At 68.5% G+C, this 19,658-nt stretch carries 23 protein-coding genes; 21 read left to right on the top strand and 2 right to left on the bottom strand.

The features are described from left to right. Positions 1-196: 196 nt before the first annotated feature. The gene (locus tag HMH01_RS07895; protein WP_171324066.1) at positions 197-745 is read right to left on the bottom strand and encodes an AAA family ATPase; all 549 of its coding nucleotides are present in this window, start codon (positions 743-745) and stop codon (positions 197-199) included. Then, the gene (locus tag HMH01_RS07890) at positions 742-1,761 is read right to left on the bottom strand and encodes a methyltransferase (RefSeq protein ID WP_171324064.1); all 1,020 of its coding nucleotides are present in this window, start codon (positions 1,759-1,761) and stop codon (positions 742-744) included. The genes HMH01_RS07895 and HMH01_RS07890 overlap by 4 nt, the downstream gene beginning before the upstream one ends. Positions 1,762-1,888: 127 nt before the next feature. On the opposite strand from HMH01_RS07890, the gene HMH01_RS07885 reads away from it, so the two are divergent. From HMH01_RS07885 to phnE (HMH01_RS07785), 21 genes are all read left to right on the top strand, one after another. Further along, a complete protein-coding gene (locus HMH01_RS07885; protein ID WP_171324062.1) occupies positions 1,889-2,701 on the top strand; it encodes an efflux RND transporter periplasmic adaptor subunit in 813 nt (270 codons plus the stop codon). Between the two features lie 46 nt (positions 2,702-2,747). Beyond that, positions 2,748-3,437, top strand: a complete 690-nt coding sequence (locus tag HMH01_RS07880; RefSeq protein ID WP_171324060.1) for a DUF1045 domain-containing protein — start codon at positions 2,748-2,750, stop codon at positions 3,435-3,437. 92 nt (positions 3,438-3,529) lie between these two features. Next, complete coding sequence (gene phnF / locus HMH01_RS07875; protein WP_171324058.1) at positions 3,530-4,261, top strand: phosphonate metabolism transcriptional regulator PhnF; 732 nt, start codon at positions 3,530-3,532, stop codon at positions 4,259-4,261. After that, the gene (locus HMH01_RS07870; protein WP_171324056.1) at positions 4,254-4,700 is read left to right on the top strand and encodes a phosphonate C-P lyase system protein PhnG; all 447 of its coding nucleotides are present in this window, start codon (positions 4,254-4,256) and stop codon (positions 4,698-4,700) included. The genes phnF and HMH01_RS07870 overlap by 8 nt, the downstream gene beginning before the upstream one ends. After that, positions 4,700-5,239 carry a phosphonate C-P lyase system protein PhnH gene (gene phnH, locus HMH01_RS07865; RefSeq protein ID WP_171324054.1) on the top strand — a complete coding sequence of 180 codons (540 nt, stop codon included), beginning with the start codon at positions 4,700-4,702 and terminating at the stop codon, positions 5,237-5,239. Before HMH01_RS07870 ends, phnH begins: the two co-directional genes overlap by 1 nt. Then, positions 5,239-6,318 carry a carbon-phosphorus lyase complex subunit PhnI gene (locus tag HMH01_RS07860; RefSeq protein WP_171324052.1) on the top strand — a complete coding sequence of 360 codons (1,080 nt, stop codon included), beginning with the start codon at positions 5,239-5,241 and terminating at the stop codon, positions 6,316-6,318. Before phnH ends, HMH01_RS07860 begins: the two co-directional genes overlap by 1 nt. After that, complete coding sequence (locus tag HMH01_RS07855; RefSeq protein WP_171324050.1) at positions 6,315-7,229, top strand: alpha-D-ribose 1-methylphosphonate 5-phosphate C-P-lyase PhnJ; 915 nt, start codon at positions 6,315-6,317, stop codon at positions 7,227-7,229. The genes HMH01_RS07860 and HMH01_RS07855 overlap by 4 nt, the downstream gene beginning before the upstream one ends. Further along, positions 7,226-8,035 carry an ATP-binding cassette domain-containing protein gene (locus HMH01_RS07850; protein WP_171324048.1) on the top strand — a complete coding sequence of 270 codons (810 nt, stop codon included), beginning with the start codon at positions 7,226-7,228 and terminating at the stop codon, positions 8,033-8,035. Before HMH01_RS07855 ends, HMH01_RS07850 begins: the two co-directional genes overlap by 4 nt. A gap of 7 nt (positions 8,036-8,042) precedes the next feature. After that, positions 8,043-8,747 (top strand): phosphonate C-P lyase system protein PhnL, encoded by a 705-nt coding sequence (locus HMH01_RS07845; RefSeq protein WP_171324046.1) that lies wholly within the window; start codon positions 8,043-8,045, stop codon positions 8,745-8,747. Beyond that, a complete protein-coding gene (locus tag HMH01_RS07840) occupies positions 8,734-9,903 on the top strand; it encodes an alpha-D-ribose 1-methylphosphonate 5-triphosphate diphosphatase (RefSeq protein ID WP_171324044.1) in 1,170 nt (389 codons plus the stop codon). Before HMH01_RS07845 ends, HMH01_RS07840 begins: the two co-directional genes overlap by 14 nt. Before the next feature lie 95 nt (positions 9,904-9,998). After that, positions 9,999-10,805: a phosphonate ABC transporter ATP-binding protein gene (gene phnC, locus HMH01_RS07835; RefSeq protein WP_171324042.1), complete on the top strand. Its 807-nt coding sequence runs from the start codon at positions 9,999-10,001 to the stop codon at positions 10,803-10,805. A gap of 50 nt (positions 10,806-10,855) precedes the next feature. Next, positions 10,856-11,770, top strand: coding sequence for a phosphonate ABC transporter substrate-binding protein (gene phnD / locus HMH01_RS07830; RefSeq protein WP_171324040.1), 915 nt, complete (start codon positions 10,856-10,858; stop codon positions 11,768-11,770). A gap of 69 nt (positions 11,771-11,839) precedes the next feature. Then, positions 11,840-12,784, top strand: a complete 945-nt coding sequence (gene phnE, locus HMH01_RS07825; protein WP_171324038.1) for a phosphonate ABC transporter, permease protein PhnE — start codon at positions 11,840-11,842, stop codon at positions 12,782-12,784. Continuing rightward, entirely contained in the window at positions 12,781-13,632 is an 852-nt protein-coding gene (gene phnE, locus HMH01_RS07820) for a phosphonate ABC transporter, permease protein PhnE (RefSeq protein WP_171324036.1), read from the top strand. Before phnE (HMH01_RS07825) ends, phnE (HMH01_RS07820) begins: the two co-directional genes overlap by 4 nt. A gap of 1 nt (position 13,633) precedes the next feature. After that, a complete protein-coding gene (locus HMH01_RS07815; RefSeq protein ID WP_171324034.1) occupies positions 13,634-14,245 on the top strand; it encodes a DapH/DapD/GlmU-related protein in 612 nt (203 codons plus the stop codon). Next, complete coding sequence (locus HMH01_RS07810; protein WP_171324032.1) at positions 14,242-15,342, top strand: AbrB family transcriptional regulator; 1,101 nt, start codon at positions 14,242-14,244, stop codon at positions 15,340-15,342. Before HMH01_RS07815 ends, HMH01_RS07810 begins: the two co-directional genes overlap by 4 nt. Next, positions 15,329-15,919 carry a phosphonate metabolism protein/1,5-bisphosphokinase (PRPP-forming) PhnN gene (gene phnN, locus HMH01_RS07805; protein ID WP_171324030.1) on the top strand — a complete coding sequence of 197 codons (591 nt, stop codon included), beginning with the start codon at positions 15,329-15,331 and terminating at the stop codon, positions 15,917-15,919. Before HMH01_RS07810 ends, phnN begins: the two co-directional genes overlap by 14 nt. Before the next feature lie 277 nt (positions 15,920-16,196). Further along, positions 16,197-17,147, top strand: coding sequence for a phosphate/phosphite/phosphonate ABC transporter substrate-binding protein (gene phnD, locus HMH01_RS07800; RefSeq protein WP_171324028.1), 951 nt, complete (start codon positions 16,197-16,199; stop codon positions 17,145-17,147). 70 nt (positions 17,148-17,217) lie between these two features. After that, positions 17,218-18,039 (top strand): phosphonate ABC transporter ATP-binding protein, encoded by an 822-nt coding sequence (phnC, locus tag HMH01_RS07795; protein ID WP_171324026.1) that lies wholly within the window; start codon positions 17,218-17,220, stop codon positions 18,037-18,039. Continuing rightward, positions 18,036-18,842 carry a phosphonate ABC transporter, permease protein PhnE gene (gene phnE, locus HMH01_RS07790; protein ID WP_171324024.1) on the top strand — a complete coding sequence of 269 codons (807 nt, stop codon included), beginning with the start codon at positions 18,036-18,038 and terminating at the stop codon, positions 18,840-18,842. The genes phnC (HMH01_RS07795) and phnE (HMH01_RS07790) overlap by 4 nt, the downstream gene beginning before the upstream one ends. Further along, entirely contained in the window at positions 18,839-19,651 is an 813-nt protein-coding gene (gene phnE / locus HMH01_RS07785) for a phosphonate ABC transporter, permease protein PhnE (RefSeq protein WP_171324022.1), read from the top strand. The genes phnE (HMH01_RS07790) and phnE (HMH01_RS07785) overlap by 4 nt, the downstream gene beginning before the upstream one ends. The last annotated feature ends 7 nt before the right edge of the window (positions 19,652-19,658 follow it).

The following is a 19,658-nucleotide window of genomic DNA, read 5'->3' as shown; positions in this document are numbered from 1 at the left end:
CTAAGGCTCCATACATCAAAACCAAGCTCCGGCAGAGCAGCGCTGCGCCGGATCAACTGTCTTCTCAATACAGCCTGACTGCCACCAAGCCTGGGCGCAGCCTGCGCGAAAAAGTGACTCGTTTCCACTTTTGATTTCCCAGGAGGTCAGAAACGTTGTGTTTTTTCTCACAACGCATGAGTGACGAAACAAAATTTCAAGTATTCGCCCCAACGGCGCGCATCACCAGGGAAATGGCGGCATCCGGCGTTTGCGCCTCGGGGACGCGCAGATCCGCCAGCGGGCGCACCCGGCATTCCTGAAGACGGCAGGCCGGGCCGATCACGCTTTCATAGGCGCCAAGATAACCGCACAACCACCGTGCGAACTGATCTCCCGAGCCGGGCTTCACCCCATGGGACAGTTGCGCGATCTTGCGCGCGAGCGCCAGGTCCCGGGGGCAGTCCAGCCAGACGGACAGGTCGATCAGGTCCGCGGTCTCGGGCAGGGCCCGGCCAAGCGGCGTGTCGAAGACGACCGGCCCGAGCGCGGCCGCCTCCTGCACCGCCGCCCGCAGGCCCGGCACCGGAATTTCCGCATAGGGCGCACCGCGGCCGAGCCAGTCCTCGATCTCTGCGGGCGGGCGCCGGGTCATGGCCTCGTGGCGGTCATACTCCACCAGCCGCGCCCCAAGCCCCTGGGCAAGGGCGCGGGCGAGCGTGGTCTTGCCGGACCCCGGCACGCCCGATACCGCGATCACCCTCATGGTTTCTGCCCCGCGATGACGTGAAAGAGCATGTCGAGCATCGCGTCCCGCCCGGGCAGCAGCGTCAGGCCCGCGGCGCGGAACGCATCCTCGTAGAAGCCGGGCCTGCGATAGAAGCGCGCGAAGACCAGGTTCGCGGCCCCCGCCAGCCCGCCGGCATCCGCCTCGTCCGCGAAGGCTCCGCGCTCGCAGACGATCAGCCTCCCGCCCGGGGGCAGATGGGCGGCCGCGCGTGCGATCATGCCTCGCGCCTGATCCTCGGGCCAGTCGTGCAGCACCGACTTGAACAGGATCGCCCGCGGCGGCTGGCCCGCCACATGCGGCAGCGGATCCGCCCGCATGTCACCGGCCACGAAATCGATGCGGCCACCCTGCCCCCGCGCCGCAACGTGCCGCCGGCCCAGTCCGGCCACGGCCGGCAGGTCGAGCACGGTGACGTGCAGCCCCGGCCACCGCGCCAGGACGCCAAGGGCGAACGCACCGGTATTGCCGCCGATCTCGAGAAGGCGCGCAACCCCTTCCAGCGGCAGCAGCGGCGCGAGGACCGGCGCCTCGAGCTCGCTGAGTGCGGTGACATAGGCGCACCATGGCTCGGTATCCTGAAGGTTCGCGGCCCCGGTGCCCAGCGCGCGGGCGTAGTTGAAGAAGCCGAAGGTGCGGCTCTGCGCCATGAAGGCGGGAAGATCGCCGAAACAGGCAGCCCCGCCGGTCAGCAGATCCGCCGCCGCCATCGCGGTAAAGCGAAGCCGCGCGGCGAAGCCCTCCCAGCGGATCGCGTGCAGCCGGGCCAGGTCCTCCCCCGCAACCCAGCGGTCCTGCCGCGGCACGATCGCGCCGCCCCTTTCGAGAAGATGCAGCAGAAGTTCGGCATGCGCGCCATCGCGGGCCAGCCCGTCGCGGCACAGCCGGTCCAGCAGGCCCGTCGCAAGGCCGGCGTTCAGCGCGACCAGCGTCGGGTAGTCGCCCAGAAACCGCGCCTCTGTCCGGGCCAGCGCCCGTGCCGTGTCCGCGTCCATGATACCGCCGTCCTGCCTGTCCGCCGCGATCAAAGCAGGGTGCGGGCGCCAATACAATCACGCGTGCGGGTTGAGCGGCGGCGGCAAATGCGCCAGTGTCGGGCGAACAGCTTTCAGGCAGGACAACATGTCGTTTGCGATTGGCCCCAGGGCAACCCTGATTACCCTTCTCGCCACACCTGTTCTTGTCGGCGCGGCAGCGGCGCAGACCTTCGATTGCGTGATCGAGCCGAAGTCGGTGGCGACGCTCAGCGCCCCGGACGAGGGCACGATCGAGGAGATCTTCGTCGATCGCGGGCAGCTTGTCCGCGCGGGCCAGCCGCTGGTCCGGCTGGAGGATGCGGTGCAGCAGTTGCAGCTGGAACTGGCCGAGGCGCAGGCACGCTCGGACGTCGAGGTGCGGGCGAGCGCTGCGCGGCTGGAGCTGCGCCGGAAGGAATACGAACGCGCCCGCAGCCTGCAGGAACGCAACGTCGCCGCCGCGACCACGCTGGAGCAGGCCGAGATCGAGGTGGCGCTGAGCGAGTTGTCGCTGGAACAGGCGACGATCGCGCGAGAGCTGGCCGCGATCCAGGAACGCCAGGCGCGCGCGCTGCTGGACCGGCGCACCCTGAACAGCCCCTTCGATGGCGTCGTGACCCAGCTGCTGGCGACGGAAGGCGAATACGCGACCGAACAGGCCGGCATCCTGACGCTGGCGCAGATCGACCCGCTTTACGTCGAGGTCTATCTGCCCGCCGCCTATTTCAGCCGCATAGCGCCGGGACAGACCCACGCGGTCGCGCTTGCCCCCCCGCTGGAGGGGCGGCACGAGGCGGTGATCGACGTGGTCGACCCGATCCTCGACGCGGCCAGCGGCACCTTCGGCGTGCGGCTGGTCCTGCCGAACCCCGAGGGGCGGATCCCCGCGGGCGCCCGGTGCCTGGTGGAGTTGCGGTAGCCCGGCCGTCATGGAATCGTGACGTTGCCGCGGTAGACGCCCCGGCATGGACAGCATGAAACGCTTCGCGATCTATTACGCGCCGCCTGCGGGCGGGCTTTCGGATTTCGGTGCCGCATGGCTGGGCTGGGATCCGGCCACGGGCAGCACCGTTGCCCATCCCGACGTGGCGGGCCTGCCCCGCCCCGTGGCGGAACTGACCGGAACGCCGCGCAAATACGGCTTTCACGGAACCCTGAAGCCGCCCTTTCGGCTTGCCCAGGGCCAGACCGCCGATGCGCTGGCGGACGCCTGCGCGGCTCTGGCATCGCGCATTGCGCCGTTCGATCTCCAGGGGCTTCGCCTTGCGCGGCTTGGTGGCTTCCTTGCGCTGGTGCCCGAAGGGGACGCCGCGCCGCTGGCGGCACTGGCGGCAGCCTGCGTCCGCGACCTCGATCCTTTCCGCGCACCGCCGACCGGGTCGGAGATCGCGCGGCGCGCGCCGGACCGGCTGAGCCCGCGGCAGCGCGAACTGCTCGACCGCTGGGGCTATCCCTATGTGATGGAGGAATTCCGCTTCCACCTGACGCTGAGCGGCAAGCTCGACCCGCAGGACGCGGCGGCGGTCGAGGCAGCGCTCGCCCCCGTGGTGGCGCCCCTGCTGCCCCGCCCCTTCCCCATCGGGGAGATCTGTCTTTTCGGCGAGGATGGCGCGGGCATGTTCCACATCCTGCGCCGATTTGCGCTGCGCGCCTGACGCGTGGCTTCAGCGAAACGTCGCGCAGGCTTCATCCGGCTGTCACACGAATCTGGCATCCCATCATTCATCCGAATGAATGAGGGGACATCGTGGGACGCGAAAGCTGGAGGGATATCCGCGACGACATTGCCGGTCGCATCGCGCGTGGCGAGCTGAAACCGGGCAGCCGGCTGCCGATCGAGCCGGAACTGGCGCGGGAATTCGGCGTGGGCCGCCACTCGGTGCGCCGCGCGATCCGCGAACTGGCGCTCGAGGGCAAGCTGAAGGTCGTGCAGGGCAACGGCACCTTCATCCAGAACGCGCCGCTCATCGAGTACCACATCGGACGGCGGACCCGGTTCCGCAAGAACCTGCGCGAGCAGGGCGTCACACCATCGGGGGAGCATATCGCCAACGACATCCGCCCCGCCCCGGACGCGATCTCGGCAATTCTCGGGATCGAGACCGAGGCCCCGGTGCACCGCCTGGTGCGGCGCGGCCTTGCCGACGGGGTGCCGATCAGCCTGGGCATCGGCTGGTTCCCGGTCGCGCGCTTCCCGGACCTGGGCGCCCGCCGCGCGGCGGGCGAGTCGGTCTCGGACATCTACCGCGACCACGGAATTGCCGACTATTTCCGCCGGCGCACCACCATCTTCACCCGCCGCCCCGAGCCCGAGGAGGCGGCGCTACTCAGCCAGCATCCCGAAAGCCCGGTCCTGGTCGTGACCAAGGCCGACGTGACCGCCGATGGCACGGTGATCGGCTACTCCGAGGCGGTCTGGGCCGGCGACCGCGTGAAATTCACGCTCGATACCGAGGAAGAGGATCGCAACGATGTTTGACAGCGAAACCGCGCCGCATGGCGGGGCAGAGCATGGCCGGCTTCTGTCCGTGCTCGCCCGCGCTGACGATGCGCCGATGAAGGCGCTGGCCGAGCGGCTGCTGCCCGGCCTGGGCGAGGTCGAGGTGCTGGCCTCGCGCACCGGACTTGTCATGCAGCCGCTGCGCGACCCGGTGCAGGAGGTCGATTTCCACCTGGGCGAGGTGCTGGTCGCCGAGGCGCATGTCCGCGCAGCGGGCGTCGAAGGCTACGGCATGGTCACGGGGCGCGACATGGAACGCGCGATGGCGATGGCGGTGCTGGACGCGGCCTGGGCCTCGGGCATCGCGCGCGCCGAGGTTGCCGATTTCGTCGCGGGCCAGTCCGCCCGGCAGGACGCCGAAGACATTGCGCGGATGCGCGCGGTCGAGGCCACCCGCGTCGACATGGAGACGTTCTGATGCTGACCGCCCCCCAACCGAATGTCGACGAGATCCGCGACAACGCCGCCTTCGAGGCGCTGATGTGGGCCTTTTCCCGCCCCGGCAGCGTGCAGGCGCTGCCCGAGCCGGGGCTCGACTGCCTTGCGCTGGCGCTCATCGACCGCGAATGCAGGGTATTTGCCGACACCCCGCATCTGTCTGCGCTGGTCAGCCGAGCGGGGGCTTCCCTCGTGCCGGCGGCCGAGGCCGATCACGCCTTCCTTTCCGGCCACTCCCGCGCGCGGGAGACGCTGGAGGCGCTGCCCGCCGGCTCTGCGCTCTATCCCGACGACGGCGCCACGCTGATCGTGGCCGCGACCATCGGCGAGGGCGCCACGCTGCGCCTGACCGGACCGGGGATCGAGACCGAGACGCGGATCAGCCTGGGCGGCCTGCCCGAGGGCTTCTTCGCCCTGCGCGACGCCCGCATCCGCTACCCCGAGGGGGTGGACATCGCAATCGTGGACGGCGCGCGCCTTGTCGCGCTGCCCCGTTCCACCAGAGTGGAGGTGCTCTGATGGCCTATGTGGCAACCCGTGGCGGCGAGCGCGCCATCGAACAGGCCGAGCGGCTCTACCGCGAGGAACTGGGCAGCATCGACGCGGACCGGGTCGAGACGATCCGCGCCTCGATGCCCGCGCTGATCGACCGGGTGATGGGCGAGGCCTCGCTCTACGCGCCCGATCTGGCCGCGCTGGCGCTGGCGCAGTCCGGCGGCGATCTCTACGAGGCGGTGCTCCTGCTCAGGGCCTGGCGCACGACCCAGCCCCGCCTTGCGGTGGCCGAGCCGGTGACGCCGCAGGCGCAGCGCGTGCATCGCTGCATCTCGGCCGCGTTCAAGGACATTCCGGGCGGCCAGATCCTTGGGCCCACGCTGGACTATTCGCACCGCCTGCTGGCGACCGGCGTGCTTGAGGGGACCCCCTTCACCCCGCCGCCGGTGGAGCCTGCCGCCGTGCCGGCCCGTCCGCAGCACCCATCCGTCGCCGCCTGGGAAAAGGCCCACGGCCTGATCGCCGAGACAAGACCCGTGCCGGTCGCGCCCGACGCCATCCCCGACCTGACGCGCGAGCCGCTGCTCTTTCCCGCCAGGCGCGCGCACACGCTGCAATCGCTGGCCCGCGCCGACACCGGCGGCGTTCTGGCGCTGGGCTATTCGGCGATGCGCGGCTACGGCACCGACCACCCCACCGTGAACGAGCTGCGCCTGTCCGAGGCGGAAGTCGTGGTGCGTCACCCCTCCGGCGCGCGCTTCTCGGCCGGAAGGGTCAAGATCAGCCAGGCCGAGGTGGTGTCCAAGGGCAAGGGCCCGCAGCTGAGCGTGGGCTTCTGCGCCACCTTCGGCTGGAACGAGGTCAAGGTGATCGCGGGCGCCACGCTGGACCTGAACGCGCCAGGGGCCGCCAAGGGCTCGCCCGTGGAAGAGGAATTCTTCCTCTACCACACCGAACCGATGGAGGCGTCAGGCTTCTGCATCCACCTGAAGCTGCCCCATTACGTTACCTTCCAGTCCTCGCTCGACGCCATGCGCGACGCGAAGAAACGCCAGGAGACGCGCCCCGCCAAGGGCCAGCCGGCGGAAAAGGAGACCGTATGACACTCTCTGCCCTGTCCCGCAGCTGGGAGGCGTTTTCCTACGGCTTCCTCGACGCCTCGGCCAAGCGAGAGCTGCGCCGCAAGATGCTCAAGGCCATCGCCGTGCCGGGCTGCCAGATGCCCTATGCCAGCCGCGAGGTGCCCATCGCCCGCGGCTGGGGCACCGGGGGGCTTCAGGTGACGCTGACGCTGATCCGGCCCGACAGCGTGGTGAAGGTGATCGACCAGGGCGCGGACGATTCCGTGAACGCCGCCTCGATCCGCAAGTTCCTCTCGCGCGTCTCCGGCGCGCGGGAGACATGGGACACGATCGACGCCACCATCGTGCAAAGCCGCCACCGCATCCCCGAGGAGAAGATGCGCGAGGACCAGGTTCTGGTGCTTCAGGTGCCGAACCCCGAGCCGCTGCGCCCGGTGGAGCCGAACATGTCCGTCGCGCGGCAGATGCATGCCGATGCCGATTACAGCCGGCTGTGGCTGATCCTGTACGAACAGATCGTCCGCTCCGGCCGGGTCATGCAGGGGGCGAGCTACCCCGCGCTGGTCAATGGCCGGCACGTCATGACGCCCTCGCCCATCCCGCGCTGGGATCTGCCCAAGCTGCACATGGCGCGCCACCTGACATTCCTGTCGGCGGGGCGCGAGAAGCGGCTGCACGCGGTGCCGCCCTTCACCAGGGTGGAACCGCTGGTCTTCTCGGACGTGCCCTACAAGGTCGAGGATCACGCGGGCCTGACCTGCGCGCGATCCGGCGTGAAGGGCTTCTTCATGAACGAGATCCCGCTGGAGGATGGCGGCTCGGCCTTCGAGCTGTCCGACAGCAACCTTGGCATCAAGGCGATCCGCCGCGCCGAGGGCGATGCCGCGCCCATCGGCGAGACCTGGTACGAGAACGGGGAGTATCGCGCATGAGCGCCCTGGCCACCGCAGAGCGGCTGCAACCGCAACTGATGACGACGCCACCGCTTCTGACGATGCGGGGCATCACCCACCGCTACGGCGAGGTGCTGGCGCTGGATGACGTGTCGGCCACCGTCTATCCCGGCGAGGTGCTGGGCATCGTCGGCGAAAGCGGGTCGGGCAAATCCACGCTTCTGCGGATGATGAACCTGGAGGAAACCCCGCAGGCGGGGCGCTATGCGCTGGCCCTGCCGGGGACGCCCCAGAACCTGTTCGACCTGGACCGCTACGCGCGGCGCCAGCTGCGCGCGCGGCAGATCGGCATCGTCTACCAGAACCCGCATCTGGGCCTGCTGATGCGCAACTCGTCGTCGGGCAACGTGGCGGAACGCCTGCTGGTCGCGGGCGAACGCCGCTTCGCCACCCTGCGCGAAAAGGCGGGCGCCGCGCTGGAGGCGTCCGAGTTTCCGCTGGCACGGATGGATGCGCCGCCGATCCAGCTGTCGGGCGGCATGCAGCAGCGCGTGCAGCTTGCCAAGGCGATCGCGCTGGAGCCGGCGCTTCTGCTGCTGGACGAGCCGACCACCGGGCTCGATGTCAGCGTGCAGGCGCTGGTGCTGGATACGCTGAAGCGGCTGCAACGCGACCGCGCGATCACCATGGTGATCGTCAGCCACGACCTGGGCGTGATCCGCACCATGGCGGACCGGGTGATGGTCATGCGCCAGGGCCGCGTGGTCGAGGAGGGGCTGGTCGACCAGGTCTTCCAGGACCCGCAGCACCCCTACACCCAGACCCTTGTCCATGCGAAACTCTGAGGTTGCCATGACCGTCGTTCTGGAAGTCGAAGGTCTGGCCAAGACCTTTCACATGCACCACCTGGGCCAGCAGTTGCATCCCTTCGCGGATGTCAGCTTCACCCTGGATCGCGGCGAGTTCCTGCTGCTGCGCGGCCCCAACGGCGTGGGCAAGTCCACGCTGCTGCGCACCATCTACCGCAGCTACCTGCCCGAGGCGGGGCGCGTCACCTTCCACTCGCGCCACGGCGCGGTGGACCTGGCGCGCGCGGCCGACGTGGACGTGACGCTGCTGCGCCGCGACGAGATCGGCTTCGTCACCCAGTTCCTGAACGCCCGCCCCCGCGTCGCGGCCGAGGAGATCGTCGCCGAGCCGCTGCGCCGCATCGGCCGACCGGCGGACGAGGCGCTGGACGAGGCCCGCCGCTGGCTGGGCGAGTTCGGCGTGAAGCGCGACCTGTGGCGGGCCTATCCGACCACGTTTTCGGGCGGCGAGCAGCAGAAGGTGAACCTGGCCCGCGCGCTGATCCTGCCGCAGCGGCTGCTGCTGCTGGACGAGCCGACGGCCTCGCTCGATGCGGGCGCGCGCGCGGCGCTGGTGCGGCGGCTGGCGGATCTGAAATCCCATGGCGTCGCGATGATCGGCGTCTTTCACCATCCCGGCGATGTCGAACACCTGATCGACCGGACGATCGACCTCAAGCCCAAGGAGCTTGCCGATGTGGCTGTCTGATTTCCGTATCGTCCTCGAGGACCGGCTGATCGAGCGCGGCTCGGTCCGCATCGAGAACGGCCTGATCGCCGAGATCGCCGACGCCCCCGTCGCGGGCGCGGCCCTGTCGGGCGACGGCCTGCTCTTGATGCCGGGTTTCATCGACCTGCATGGCGACATGATCGAGCGCGAGGTAGAGCCGCGCCCCAACGTCAAGATGCCGATGGAACTGGGCCTGCGCGATCTCGACCGCCGGCTGAAGGTGGCGGGTGTCACCACCGGATTTGCCGCCGTCAGCTTCCACCCCGGCAGCGCCTATGGCCACATGCGCAGCTACGAGCATACCCGTTCCATGCTGCGCGACCTCAAGGCGATGCGCGCGCGGCTGTCGGTGGATCACCGGGTCCATGCCCGGTTCGAGGTGACGTTCCCGAACGCGCTGGGCGTGGTCGAGGAACTGATCACCGACGGGGTGATCGACCTGGTATCGCTGACCGATCACACGCCGGGTCAGGGCCAGTACCGCGACCTGGAGCGGATGGTCCGCACGATTGCCAGGAACCACGACATGACCGAGGACGATGCCCGCGCCGAGATCGACCGCCGCATCGCGGTCAAGACCGAGGGCGCGGGCGACCTGGCGGCCACGCTGCGCCGCATCTCGACGGCCTGCGCGGCACAGGGCATCCCGATGGCCAGCCATGACGACGACACGGCCGACAAGGTCGCGCTGATGAAATCGCTGGGCGCCACCATCAGCGAGTTTCCCGTGACGCTGGAGGCAGCCGAGGCCGCCCATGCGCAGGGGCTGCTGACCATCATGGGCGCGCCCAACGCGCTGCGCGGCGAAAGCTATTCGGGGAACCTGTCGGCGCGCGATGCCCATGCGGCCGGTCGGCTGGATATCCTTGCGGCAGACTACCACCCATCGGCGATCCTGCCGGCGGTGCTGGTGCTGGGGCAGACCGACCCGCAAGGGATCGTCGGCGCGACACGGCTTGCCACGGCCAACCCGGCGCGCGCGCTGGGCATGGCCGACCGGGGCCGGATCGCGCCGGGGCTGCGCGCCGACCTGGTGATCGCCGACGACAGCGGTGTGGGCCATGTGCAGGCGACCCTGCGCGGGGGGCGCACGATCTACACCGACGGCACCGTCCACCTGTCCGCCGCAGCCTGAGGCTGCGGCGGACGCCTTTCGGGACCGCGGGATCTGTCACCAAAAATTCATTCGGATGACAGGGCGGAGTTACAGATTCGGGCGACAAGGGCGGCATGGAACAGCAAACACTCACCCTCACCAAGCTGAGCCGCACCTTCGGGGAAACCCGCGCGGTGGACAGCGTTTCGCTGGATATCCGGCCTGGCCAGTTCGTGGGCGTCATAGGACGCTCGGGTGCCGGCAAATCGACCCTTCTGCGCATGATCAACCGGCTGGTCGACCCCAGCGACGGCGTCATCCGCTACGGCGATACCGACGTGACCGCGCTGCGCGGCCGGGCGCTGCGCCAGTGGCGCCGGGACTGCGCGATGATCTTCCAGCAGTTCAACCTGGTGGAACGGCTCGACGTGCTGACCAACGTGCTGGTCGGGCGCCTGGCCGAGCGTGGCTTCCTGTCCTCGATGGCGATGCATTTCACCGACGAGGAACGGACCCTGGCGATCGAGGCGCTGGACCGGCTCGATCTTGCCCCGCAGGCGCTGCAACGCGCGGGCACGCTTTCGGGCGGCCAGCAGCAGCGCGTCGCCATCGCCAAGGCGCTGGTGCAGAAGCCGCGGATCATGCTGGCCGATGAGCCCATCGCCAGCCTGGACCCCGGCAACGCCACCCGCGTGATGGAGGCGCTGCGCGCGATCAACCGCGAGGACGGGCTGACGGTGCTGGTGAATCTGCACACGCTCGACACCGCGCGGGCCTATTGCGACCGCATCGTCGCCATGCGCGCGGGCCGCGTGATGTTCGACGGCTCGGCCGCGCAGCTGACCCCGGACGTGGTGCGCGACATCTACGGCACCGAGGATCTGAGCGAGATCGACGAGAGCGTGACCTCGACCGCCGCGCGGGTCGCGGTTCCGGCCTGACCGGGCATCAGACTTTCCCTTTCCCACCGCTGCCAACCATGGAGTGAACCATGAAATTCGTGACGATGACGGCCCTTGCCGCCCTGCTTGCCGCCCCCGCGGTCGCCCAGGGCTGGAAGGAAGACTACCAGATCATCCGCTTCGGCATCCTGTCGGGCGAGAACGAGCAGGATCGCATCATGCGCTACACCCCGCTCGAGGAGTATCTCGAGCGCGAGCTGGGCGTGGAGGTCGAGATCTTCTCGGCCAGCAGCTATGACGGCGTGGTTCAGGCGCAGGCCGCGGACCAGATCGAATTCGCATTCCACGGCTCGTCGTCCTACGCGGCGCTCTACACCGAGACCGGCGGCGGCGTGGTCCCGCTCTTCACCTCGCAGAACGCCGACGGTTCGACCGGCTACTACTCGATCATCGTGACGCGCTGCGACAGCGGCATCAAGAGCCTTGCCGACCTTCAGGGCAAGGTGCTTGCCTTCGCCGATCCCGACAGCACCAGCGGCTACGCCGTGCCCTACTACAACCTGGTCGAGCGCGAGGGCATTACGCCCGAGACGTATTTCGCGGCCGTCCCCTTCTCGGGCAGCCACGAGGCCGGTGTGCAGGCCGTGGCGAACGGGACCTTCGACGCCGCCGCGACCTACCAGGACAGCGACACCAACGGCATCCCCCAGCGCATGGTGTCGAAGGGAATGCTCGAAGAGGGCACGATCTGCAAGATCTGGGAAAGCCCCGAGATCACCTCGGGCCCGTTCACGGCCCGCGCCAACCTGCCCGCCGAGATGATCGAGGACGTGAAGCAGGCGATGCTTGCCTTCCCGGTGAAGGAGCCCGAGCAGTTCGCGATCATGCGCAACACGCAACCCGACGAAGAGAACCCGACCGTCGGTTACTCGGAAGTCAACCACGAGCGCTACCAGTGGATCATCGACATGCGCCAGTGGCTGCGCGAGCAGCGCCGCAGCTGACGGGCTGAAACGCCTTCGGGGCGCGGGCCATCGGCCCGCGCCATCCGTTTGCAGCAGGACAGGATCCCCATGGCCACGTTCACCTATTTCCCTGACATCGCGCCCGGACACCCCCGCGCGACGATCACAGCCTTCGAACGCGACTATGCGGCCCGGCGCCGCCAGGCCCGCCTGTGGTGGGCAATCGGCACGGCGATCTTTCTCACCCTGTTCATGTGGACCTCGTGGCTGGGCGACTTCTTCAAGGTGACGCAGGTCACCCTGCCCGACGGCAGCCGCGACTGGCGCTGGATCATCCCCGCCGGGCTTCCGCGCCTGGGCGAATATGTCGAGAAGATGATCCCGGTCCTGCGCTGGGAAACCCTGGGCGCCGATCTGGCCGAATGGTTCTGGCGCTGGAAGACCTGGGCGGCGCTGCTGCTGGAAACCGTCCTCATCGCCTTCATGGCCACCGTGTTCGGCGTGGTGGGCGGGTTGCTGCTGTCCTTTCCCGCCTCGCGCAACCTGGCGCCCAACCGCGCGATCCTGTGGATCACCCGCCGCTACCTGGAAATCGCGCGCACCGTGCCCGAGCTCGTCTTCGCGCTGATCTTCGTCTTCTGCTTCTCGGTCGGACCGCTGGCCGGCGTGCTGGCGATCGGGCTGCACACCGCGGGCGCGCTGGGCAAGCTTTACTCCGAGGCGAACGAGAACATCGACATGCGGCCGCTTGACGGGGTCAAGGCCGCGGGCGGGACCTGGTTCGACCAGATCCGCTACGGGGTGGTGCCGCAGGTGCTGCCCAACGTGATCAGCTACACGCTGCTGCGGTTCGAGATCAATGTCCGCGCCTCGTCGATCATCGGCTATGTCGGCGCGGGCGGGCTGGGACAGGAGTTCCGCACCGCCATGAGCCTTCAGGAATACACCGACCTTTCGGCGCTGTTCGTCATCATCCTCGTCACCGTGACCGTGATCGACTACGGCTCGGAAAGACTGCGCCACCGCATCATCGGACTGGGAGAGCGCGCATGACCATCACCGCCACCGACATCGCCCGCGCCAAGGCGCGCATGCCCGAGGCGTTCCGTGCCCCCCTGCCCGTCCGCCTGCGCCGGATCGCGCTCTGGACCGGTTTCGGCCTGCTGTTCGGCTACTGCCTGTGGGCGTTCAACTTCGCGCCAGCCCGCATCGTCGAGGGGATCGGACGGCTGGGCAACGTGCTGGGCTTCATGTTCCCGCCGCATGTCTGGGACAACTGGGAAGACTTCGCCGAAGTCCTGAACGGCCTGGGCGAGACACTGGCGATGGCCTTTCTCGGCACCGTGCTGGGTGCTGTATTCGCCTTTCCGCTGTCCTTCCTTGGCGCCAAGAACATCAACCGGCTGAGCTTCCTGCGGCTGGGCGTGCGGCGCGGCTACGACGTGATCCGCGCGGTGGAAACACTCATCCTGGCGCTGATCTTCATTCGCGCCTTCGGGCTTGGCCCGCTGGCGGGCATCCTGGCCATCGCGGTCAGCGAGATCGGCACCTTTGCCAAGCTGTTCTCCGAGGCGATCGAGAACACTTCGGAACGTCCGGTGGACGGGGTGCGCGCGGCGGGCGGCTCGCGGTTGCAGTCGATCCGCTACGCGATCCTGCCGCAGGTGAACCCGGTGCTGCTGTCCGTGATCCTCTACAATTTCGAGTCGAACGTCCGCTCGGGCACGATCCTCGGCATCGTGGGCGCGGGCGGCATCGGCTTCCTGCTGAGCGACCGCATCTCGGCCTATCGCTGGGACGAGGCCTGGTCGATCATCTTCCTGATCATCGCGATGGTCTACCTGGTGGACTGGCTGTCCGGCCTGATCCGTTCGCGCTTCATCGGCACATGGAACGCCTGACATGAAACATCTGAGCGACATCCCCACGATCCACGACACCGCCACCGTCATCGACAGCACCCTGGGCCGCTACACCGAGGTGGGCGCGCATGTGACCCTGCGCGAGGTCGGGTTCGGCGACTATTCCTACATCGTGAAGGGTGGCAACGTGGTGTGGTCCACCATCGGCAAGTTCTGCTCGATCGCCGAGGGGGCCCGGATCAATCCGGGCAACCACGCCACCTGGCGGGCCAGCCAGCACCATTTCACCTATCGCTCGGCCCAGTATGGCATGGGCCCCGACGATGCCGACTTCTTCCAGTGGCGCAGGGACCACTGGGTGAGCATCGGCCATGACGTCTGGATCGGCCACGGCGTGACGATCCTTGCCGGCGTGACCGTGGGCACGGGTGCGGTGATCGGCGCCGGGGCGGTTGTGTCGCGGGACGTGGCACCCTACACCATCGTCGGCGGGGTGCCCGCACGCGAGATCAGGCGCCGCTTCAGCGAAACCCAGGCCGAGGCGCTGCTGGCCATCGCCTGGTGGGACTGGAGCCACGAGGCCCTGCGCGCGGCCCTGCCGGACATTCGCGACCTGCCGATCGACGCCTTCATCGAGAAATACGGAAATTGATCCCCGAAGACCTGCAACGCCTTCTGCCCGCCCGCGCCGTCCTGTCCTGCCTTGGCATCGCCACCGGCGGCGGGTTCCTGTTCTCGGCCCTTGGCCTGCCCCTGCCCTGGATGCTTGGCGCGCTTTGCGCGGTGATGGTGGCGGCGCTGGCGCGCCTGCCCATCGCGCCCGCCGCACGCATCCGCCCGCACACGGTCGCGGTCATCGGCGTGCTGCTGGGCGGCGGGTTCAGCCCGCAGGTGCTGGAACAGGCGGCGGGCTGGACCCTGTCGCTGGCGGCGCTTGCGGGGTTTCTCGTGCTGGCGGGCGGTTCGGTGATGCTGTTCCTGATGCGGGTGGGCGGCTACGGGCGCGAGACGGCGTTTCTCTGCGCCATGCCCGGCGGGCTGACCGAGATGGTGGAACTTGGCGCCGACCGCGGCGCCGACGCGCGCGCCATCGTGCTGGCCCATGTGCTGCGCATCGTCATCGTGATCGCGCTGATCGCCCTGTGGTTCCGGGTGATCGAGGGGCACGAGGTATCGGGCGTGCCGGTCGCACCCGATGGCCAGTTGGCCGGGCCCCGCGACCTGGCGCTGATGGCCCTTTGCGGCATCGCGGGGCTGTGGCTCGGGCCAAGGCTGCGGCTGCCCGCGGCCGCCCTGACCGGGCCGCTGATCCTGTCCGCCGGGCTGCATCTGGCCGGCCTGGTGCACGGGGTGCCGCCGGCATGGCTGGTGATCGCCGCGCAGATCGTGCTGGGCAGCGTGCTGGGCTGCCGCTTCATCGGCGCGACGCTTCCCGAGATGCGCCGCTCGGGACTTCTGGGGATCGGCGCCACCTTCATCGCGCTTGCCATCGGCCTTGGCTTCGCCATCCTGCTCGAGGCGGCGCTGGGGCTGTCCCGCGACCAGGTGATCCTTGCCTATGCGCCGGGGGGGCTGACAGAAATGAGCCTTGTCGCGGTGGCTATCGGCGCGGATCTTGCCTTTGTCACGCTGCACCATGTCGCGCGGCTTCTGATGATCCTCGGGATCGCACCGCTGGCCTTCGGCCTGTTCCCGCAAAGTGCGGCGCGGCTGTCCGCGCAGGAAGGGGGCGAGCATGACGATAGCTGACGCCGGGCGCCTGTTCCTGCTGGTGGGCCCCTCGGGCGCGGGCAAGGACAGCGTGCTTTCGGGACTGACCGCAAGACTGCGGCCCGAGGACAATGTCGCGCTTGCGCGCCGCCTGATTACCCGCCCGGTGATCCCCGGCGCGCCCGAACAGCATGTCGCCGTCACGCCCGAGGTGTTTGCCCGACTGCGCGCGGCGGGCGCCTTCGCGCTCGACTGGGACAGCCACGGCCTGTCATACGGGATCGGGACAGAGGTCGAGGCCTGGCTCGATTGCGGCTTGAGCGTCATCGCCAACGGCTCGCGCGGGGCGCTCGACCAGGCACGGACGCGCTTCGGCGCGCGGCTGACGGTGGTGCACCTGACCGCCGCGCCGGCGATCCTTGCGGCACGGCTTGCGGGCCGGGGCCGCGAAACCCGCGCCGAAATCGAGGCGCGGCTGGAACGGGCCGCCACCCTGGACGCGGGGCTCGGCCCGCGCGTCACCATCCGCAACGAGGGGCCGCTCGAGGAGGCGATCGCCGCGTTTCACGCGCTGGTGCTGGACCGGCCGGCCCCCCCGCGACCCGGAATCGCCTGAGCCATCGCCTGAGACATCGCCAGCCCCCGGCCCCACCCCGGGTGGCCCTGTGTCAGTCGGTCACGGGGAGCGCCCCGGAAGTGTCACAAAACTGAAGCATTGACGCTTTTTTCGTTGCCAGAGAACGGCTTCCCAAAGCATCCTTCCCGAACAGAGGAAGCAGATGTGACGGATCGCCATGTCAAGTCCCCGAATTTCGTCGCGAATGTCATGCAGATGTCACGCTTCTCGAATAGCCCGCGCGTCGCACGACACCTCCAGCAAACCGAGGAGCACCATGAAAGCCGTAGCCACCTTCGCAGCCGTCGCGGCCCTTGCCGCAGCCCTTCCGGCCCATGCCGAGTTCAAGCTGAGCGACCGCTACACCGACGCCGATGGCGACCTGATCGCCGACATCCCGACCGATCCGGCACAGCTGGTCGATCCCGACACGCTGATCTTCGCCTACACCCCGGTCGAGGATCCGGCCGTCTATGCCGAGGTATGGCAGGGCTTTCTCGACCACATGGCCGAGCTGACCGGCAAGAACGTCCAGTTCTTCCCCGTGCAGTCCAACGCCGCCCAGATCGAGGCGATGCGCGCCGGCCGCCTGCATGTCGCGGGCTTCAACACCGGCTCGAACCCGCTGGCCGTCGCCTGCGCCGGCTTCCGCCCCTTCGCGATGATGGCCGCGGCCGACGGCTCCTTCGGCTACGAGATGGAGATCATCACCTATCCCGGCTCGGGCGTGGAGACGGTCGAGGACCTGCGCGGCAAGGACATGGCCTTCACCTCCGAGACCTCGAACTCGGGCTTCAAGGCGCCGTCGGCGATCCTTCAGGCCGAATTCGGCATGGTCGCGGGCGAGGACTTCACCCCGGCCTTTTCGGGCGCGCATGACAACTCGATCCTGGGCGTCGCCAACAAGGACTACACCGCTGCCGCGGTCGCGAACTCGGTGATGGGCCGCATGCTGGAGCGCGATGTCGTCAGCGCCGACCAGATCGTCAGCATCTACAAGTCGCAGACCTTCCCCACCACCGGCTACGGCGTGGCGCACAACCTGACGCCCGAACTCCAGGACAAGATCCGCGAGGCTTTCTTCAGCTTCGATTGGGAAGGCACCAAGCTGGCCGAGGAATTCGGCCGCAGCGGCGAGGAGCAGTTCATCGAGATCACCTTCCAGGAAGACTGGTCGGTGATCCGCACCATCGACGAGGCCAATGGCGTCGTCTACGAGTGCAACTGAGCCACGCGACACCAGCCTGACGCACGGGCGGCAACAGCCGCCCGTGCCTGCATTTTCCGGAGGCTCCCCGATGCTTCAGCTCGACGCTCTGTCGAAAACCTACAAGACCGGCGATGCGGCGTTGAAGAATGTGTCGCTGCGCGTTCCAAAGGGCCAGATCGTCGGCCTGATCGGACCTTCGGGGGCCGGCAAGTCCACGCTGATCCGCTGCATCAACCGGCTGGTCGAACCAAGCTCGGGCAAGGTGCTGCTGGGCGATGTTGACCTCGCGGCGCTGGGGGCGCGCCAGCTGCGCCAGCAGCGCCGGCGGATCGGCATGATCTTTCAGGAATATGCGCTGGTCGAACGCCTGACGGTGATGGAGAATGTCCTGTCGGGCCGGCTGGGCTATGTTCCGTTCTGGCGCAGCTGGCTGCGCCGCTTTCCGCCCGATGACATCCGGAACGCCTTTCGCCTGCTCGACCGGGTGGGGCTGCTGGAACATGCAGACAAGCGCGCAGACGCCCTGTCGGGTGGCCAGCGCCAGCGCGTCGGCATCGCCCGCGCGCTTGCGCAGGAGCCGGAGCTCCTGCTGGTGGACGAGCCCACCGCCAGCCTCGATCCCAAGACCAGCCGCCAGATCATGCGCCTGCTGACCGAGATCTGCGAGGAGCGCGGCCTGCCCGCCATCGTCAACATCCACGACGTGCCGCTTGCCCAGCAGTTCATGCAGCGGATCGTGGGCCTGCGCGCCGGTCAGGTCGTGTTCGACGGCCCGCCCGAGCAGCTGACCGAAAACGTGCTGACCACGATCTACGGCGCCGAGGACTGGAACGCCATGCGCCGCGGCGACGAGGAACAGGCCGAGGCGGAGGCCGACGCCGCCCGCCGGCTGGAGGCCATCGCCCGATGAGCACGGCCAGCTACCCGACGACCTGGCGGCGCCCGCCGCAGATCGTGACCGACCGGCGCTGGCGCATCGCGCTGCAGGTCGGAATCCTCGTCTACCTGGTGCTGGCCATCGGCTCGGTCGAGGTGAACTGGGCCCGCGTGGCCGACGGGCTTGAACGCGGCCAGCGCTTCGTGGCGGGCTTCCTTCAGCCCGATTTCACCAGCCGCTGGAACGAGATCTCGCGCGGGCTGGTGGAAAGCCTGACGATGACCCTGACCTCGACCGTGGTGGGCATCCTGGTCTCCATCCCCATCGGGATCGGCGCCGCGCGCAACATGGCGCCGCGCGCGGTCTATCTTTTCTGCCGCGGCATCATCGCGGTCAGCCGCGCGCTACAGGAAATCATCATCGCGATCTTTCTGGTGGCGATGTTCGGCTTCGGCCCCTTCGCGGGCTTCCTGACGCTGTCCTTCGCGACCATCGGCTTCCTGGCCAAGCTGCTGGCCGACGACATCGAGGAAATCGACGAGGCCCAGGCCGAGGCGATCCGCTCGACCGGCGCGTCGTGGTGGCAGGCGCTGAACTACGCGGTGCAGCCGCAGGTCATGCCGCGGTTGATCGGGCTGTCGCTTTACCGGCTCGACATCAACTTCCGCGAATCCGCCGTCATCGGCATCGTGGGCGCGGGCGGGATCGGCGCCACGCTGAACACGGCGATGGACCGCTACGAATACGACAGCGCCGGGGCGATCCTGCTCATCATCATCGGCATCGTGATGGTCGCGGAATACAGTTCCAGCCACCTGCGGAAATACCTGCAATGACCGAGATAACCCATCATTCGCAGGTCTGGACCTACCGGACCCCGAAGAAGCGCCTGCTGATCTGGGCCGGCTGGCTGGCCCTGGTCGCGCTGTTCGTCTGGTGCTGGCAGGTGATGACCAAGGACACGATCTGGATCTTCGTGCAGGACGCGCCCAGGCAGGCCGCCGACATCGGCAGCCGCATGATGCCGCCGCGCTGGTCCTATCTGCCGGAACTGATGGTGCCGCTCTGGGACACGCTCAACATCGCGACGCTGGGCACGATCGGTGGCGTGATCCTTGCTGTGCCGGTGGCATTCATGGCTGCGCGCAACACCTCTCCGTCGGTCACGTTTCTCAGGCCCATCGCGCTTTTCATCATCGTGGCGTCCCGCTCGATCAATTCGCTGATCTGGGCGCTGCTTCTGGTGGCGATCATCGGCCCGGGGATCCTGGCCGGCATCATCGCCATCGCGCTGCGCTCGATCGGCTTCGTGGGCAAGCTGCTCTACGAGGCGATCGAGGAAACCGACCGCGCCCAGATCGAGGCGATCGAGGCGACCGGCGCCAGCCGCGCGCAGGTGCTGAGCTACGGGATCGTGCCACAGGTGATGCCGGCGTTCTGGGGCATCTCGGTGTTCCGCTGGGACATCAACATCCGCGAAAGCGCGATCCTGGGGCTGGTCGGCGCGGGCGGGCTGGGGCTGAAGCTGCAAGCGTCGCTGAACGTGCTGGCCTGGCCGCAGGTGACGATGATCCTGCTGCTGATCCTGGCCACCGTGGTCCTGAGCGAATGGGTGTCCGCGCGGGTGCGTCACGCGATCATCTGAGACCGGC

Origin of the sequence: Halovulum dunhuangense (assembly GCF_013093415.1) — a bacterium.
GTDB classification, from domain to species: domain Bacteria; phylum Pseudomonadota; class Alphaproteobacteria; order Rhodobacterales; family Rhodobacteraceae; genus Halovulum; species Halovulum dunhuangense.
The sequence above is the reverse complement of the archived record's forward strand: the minus strand, read 5'-3'. Positions and strand labels throughout refer to the sequence as shown.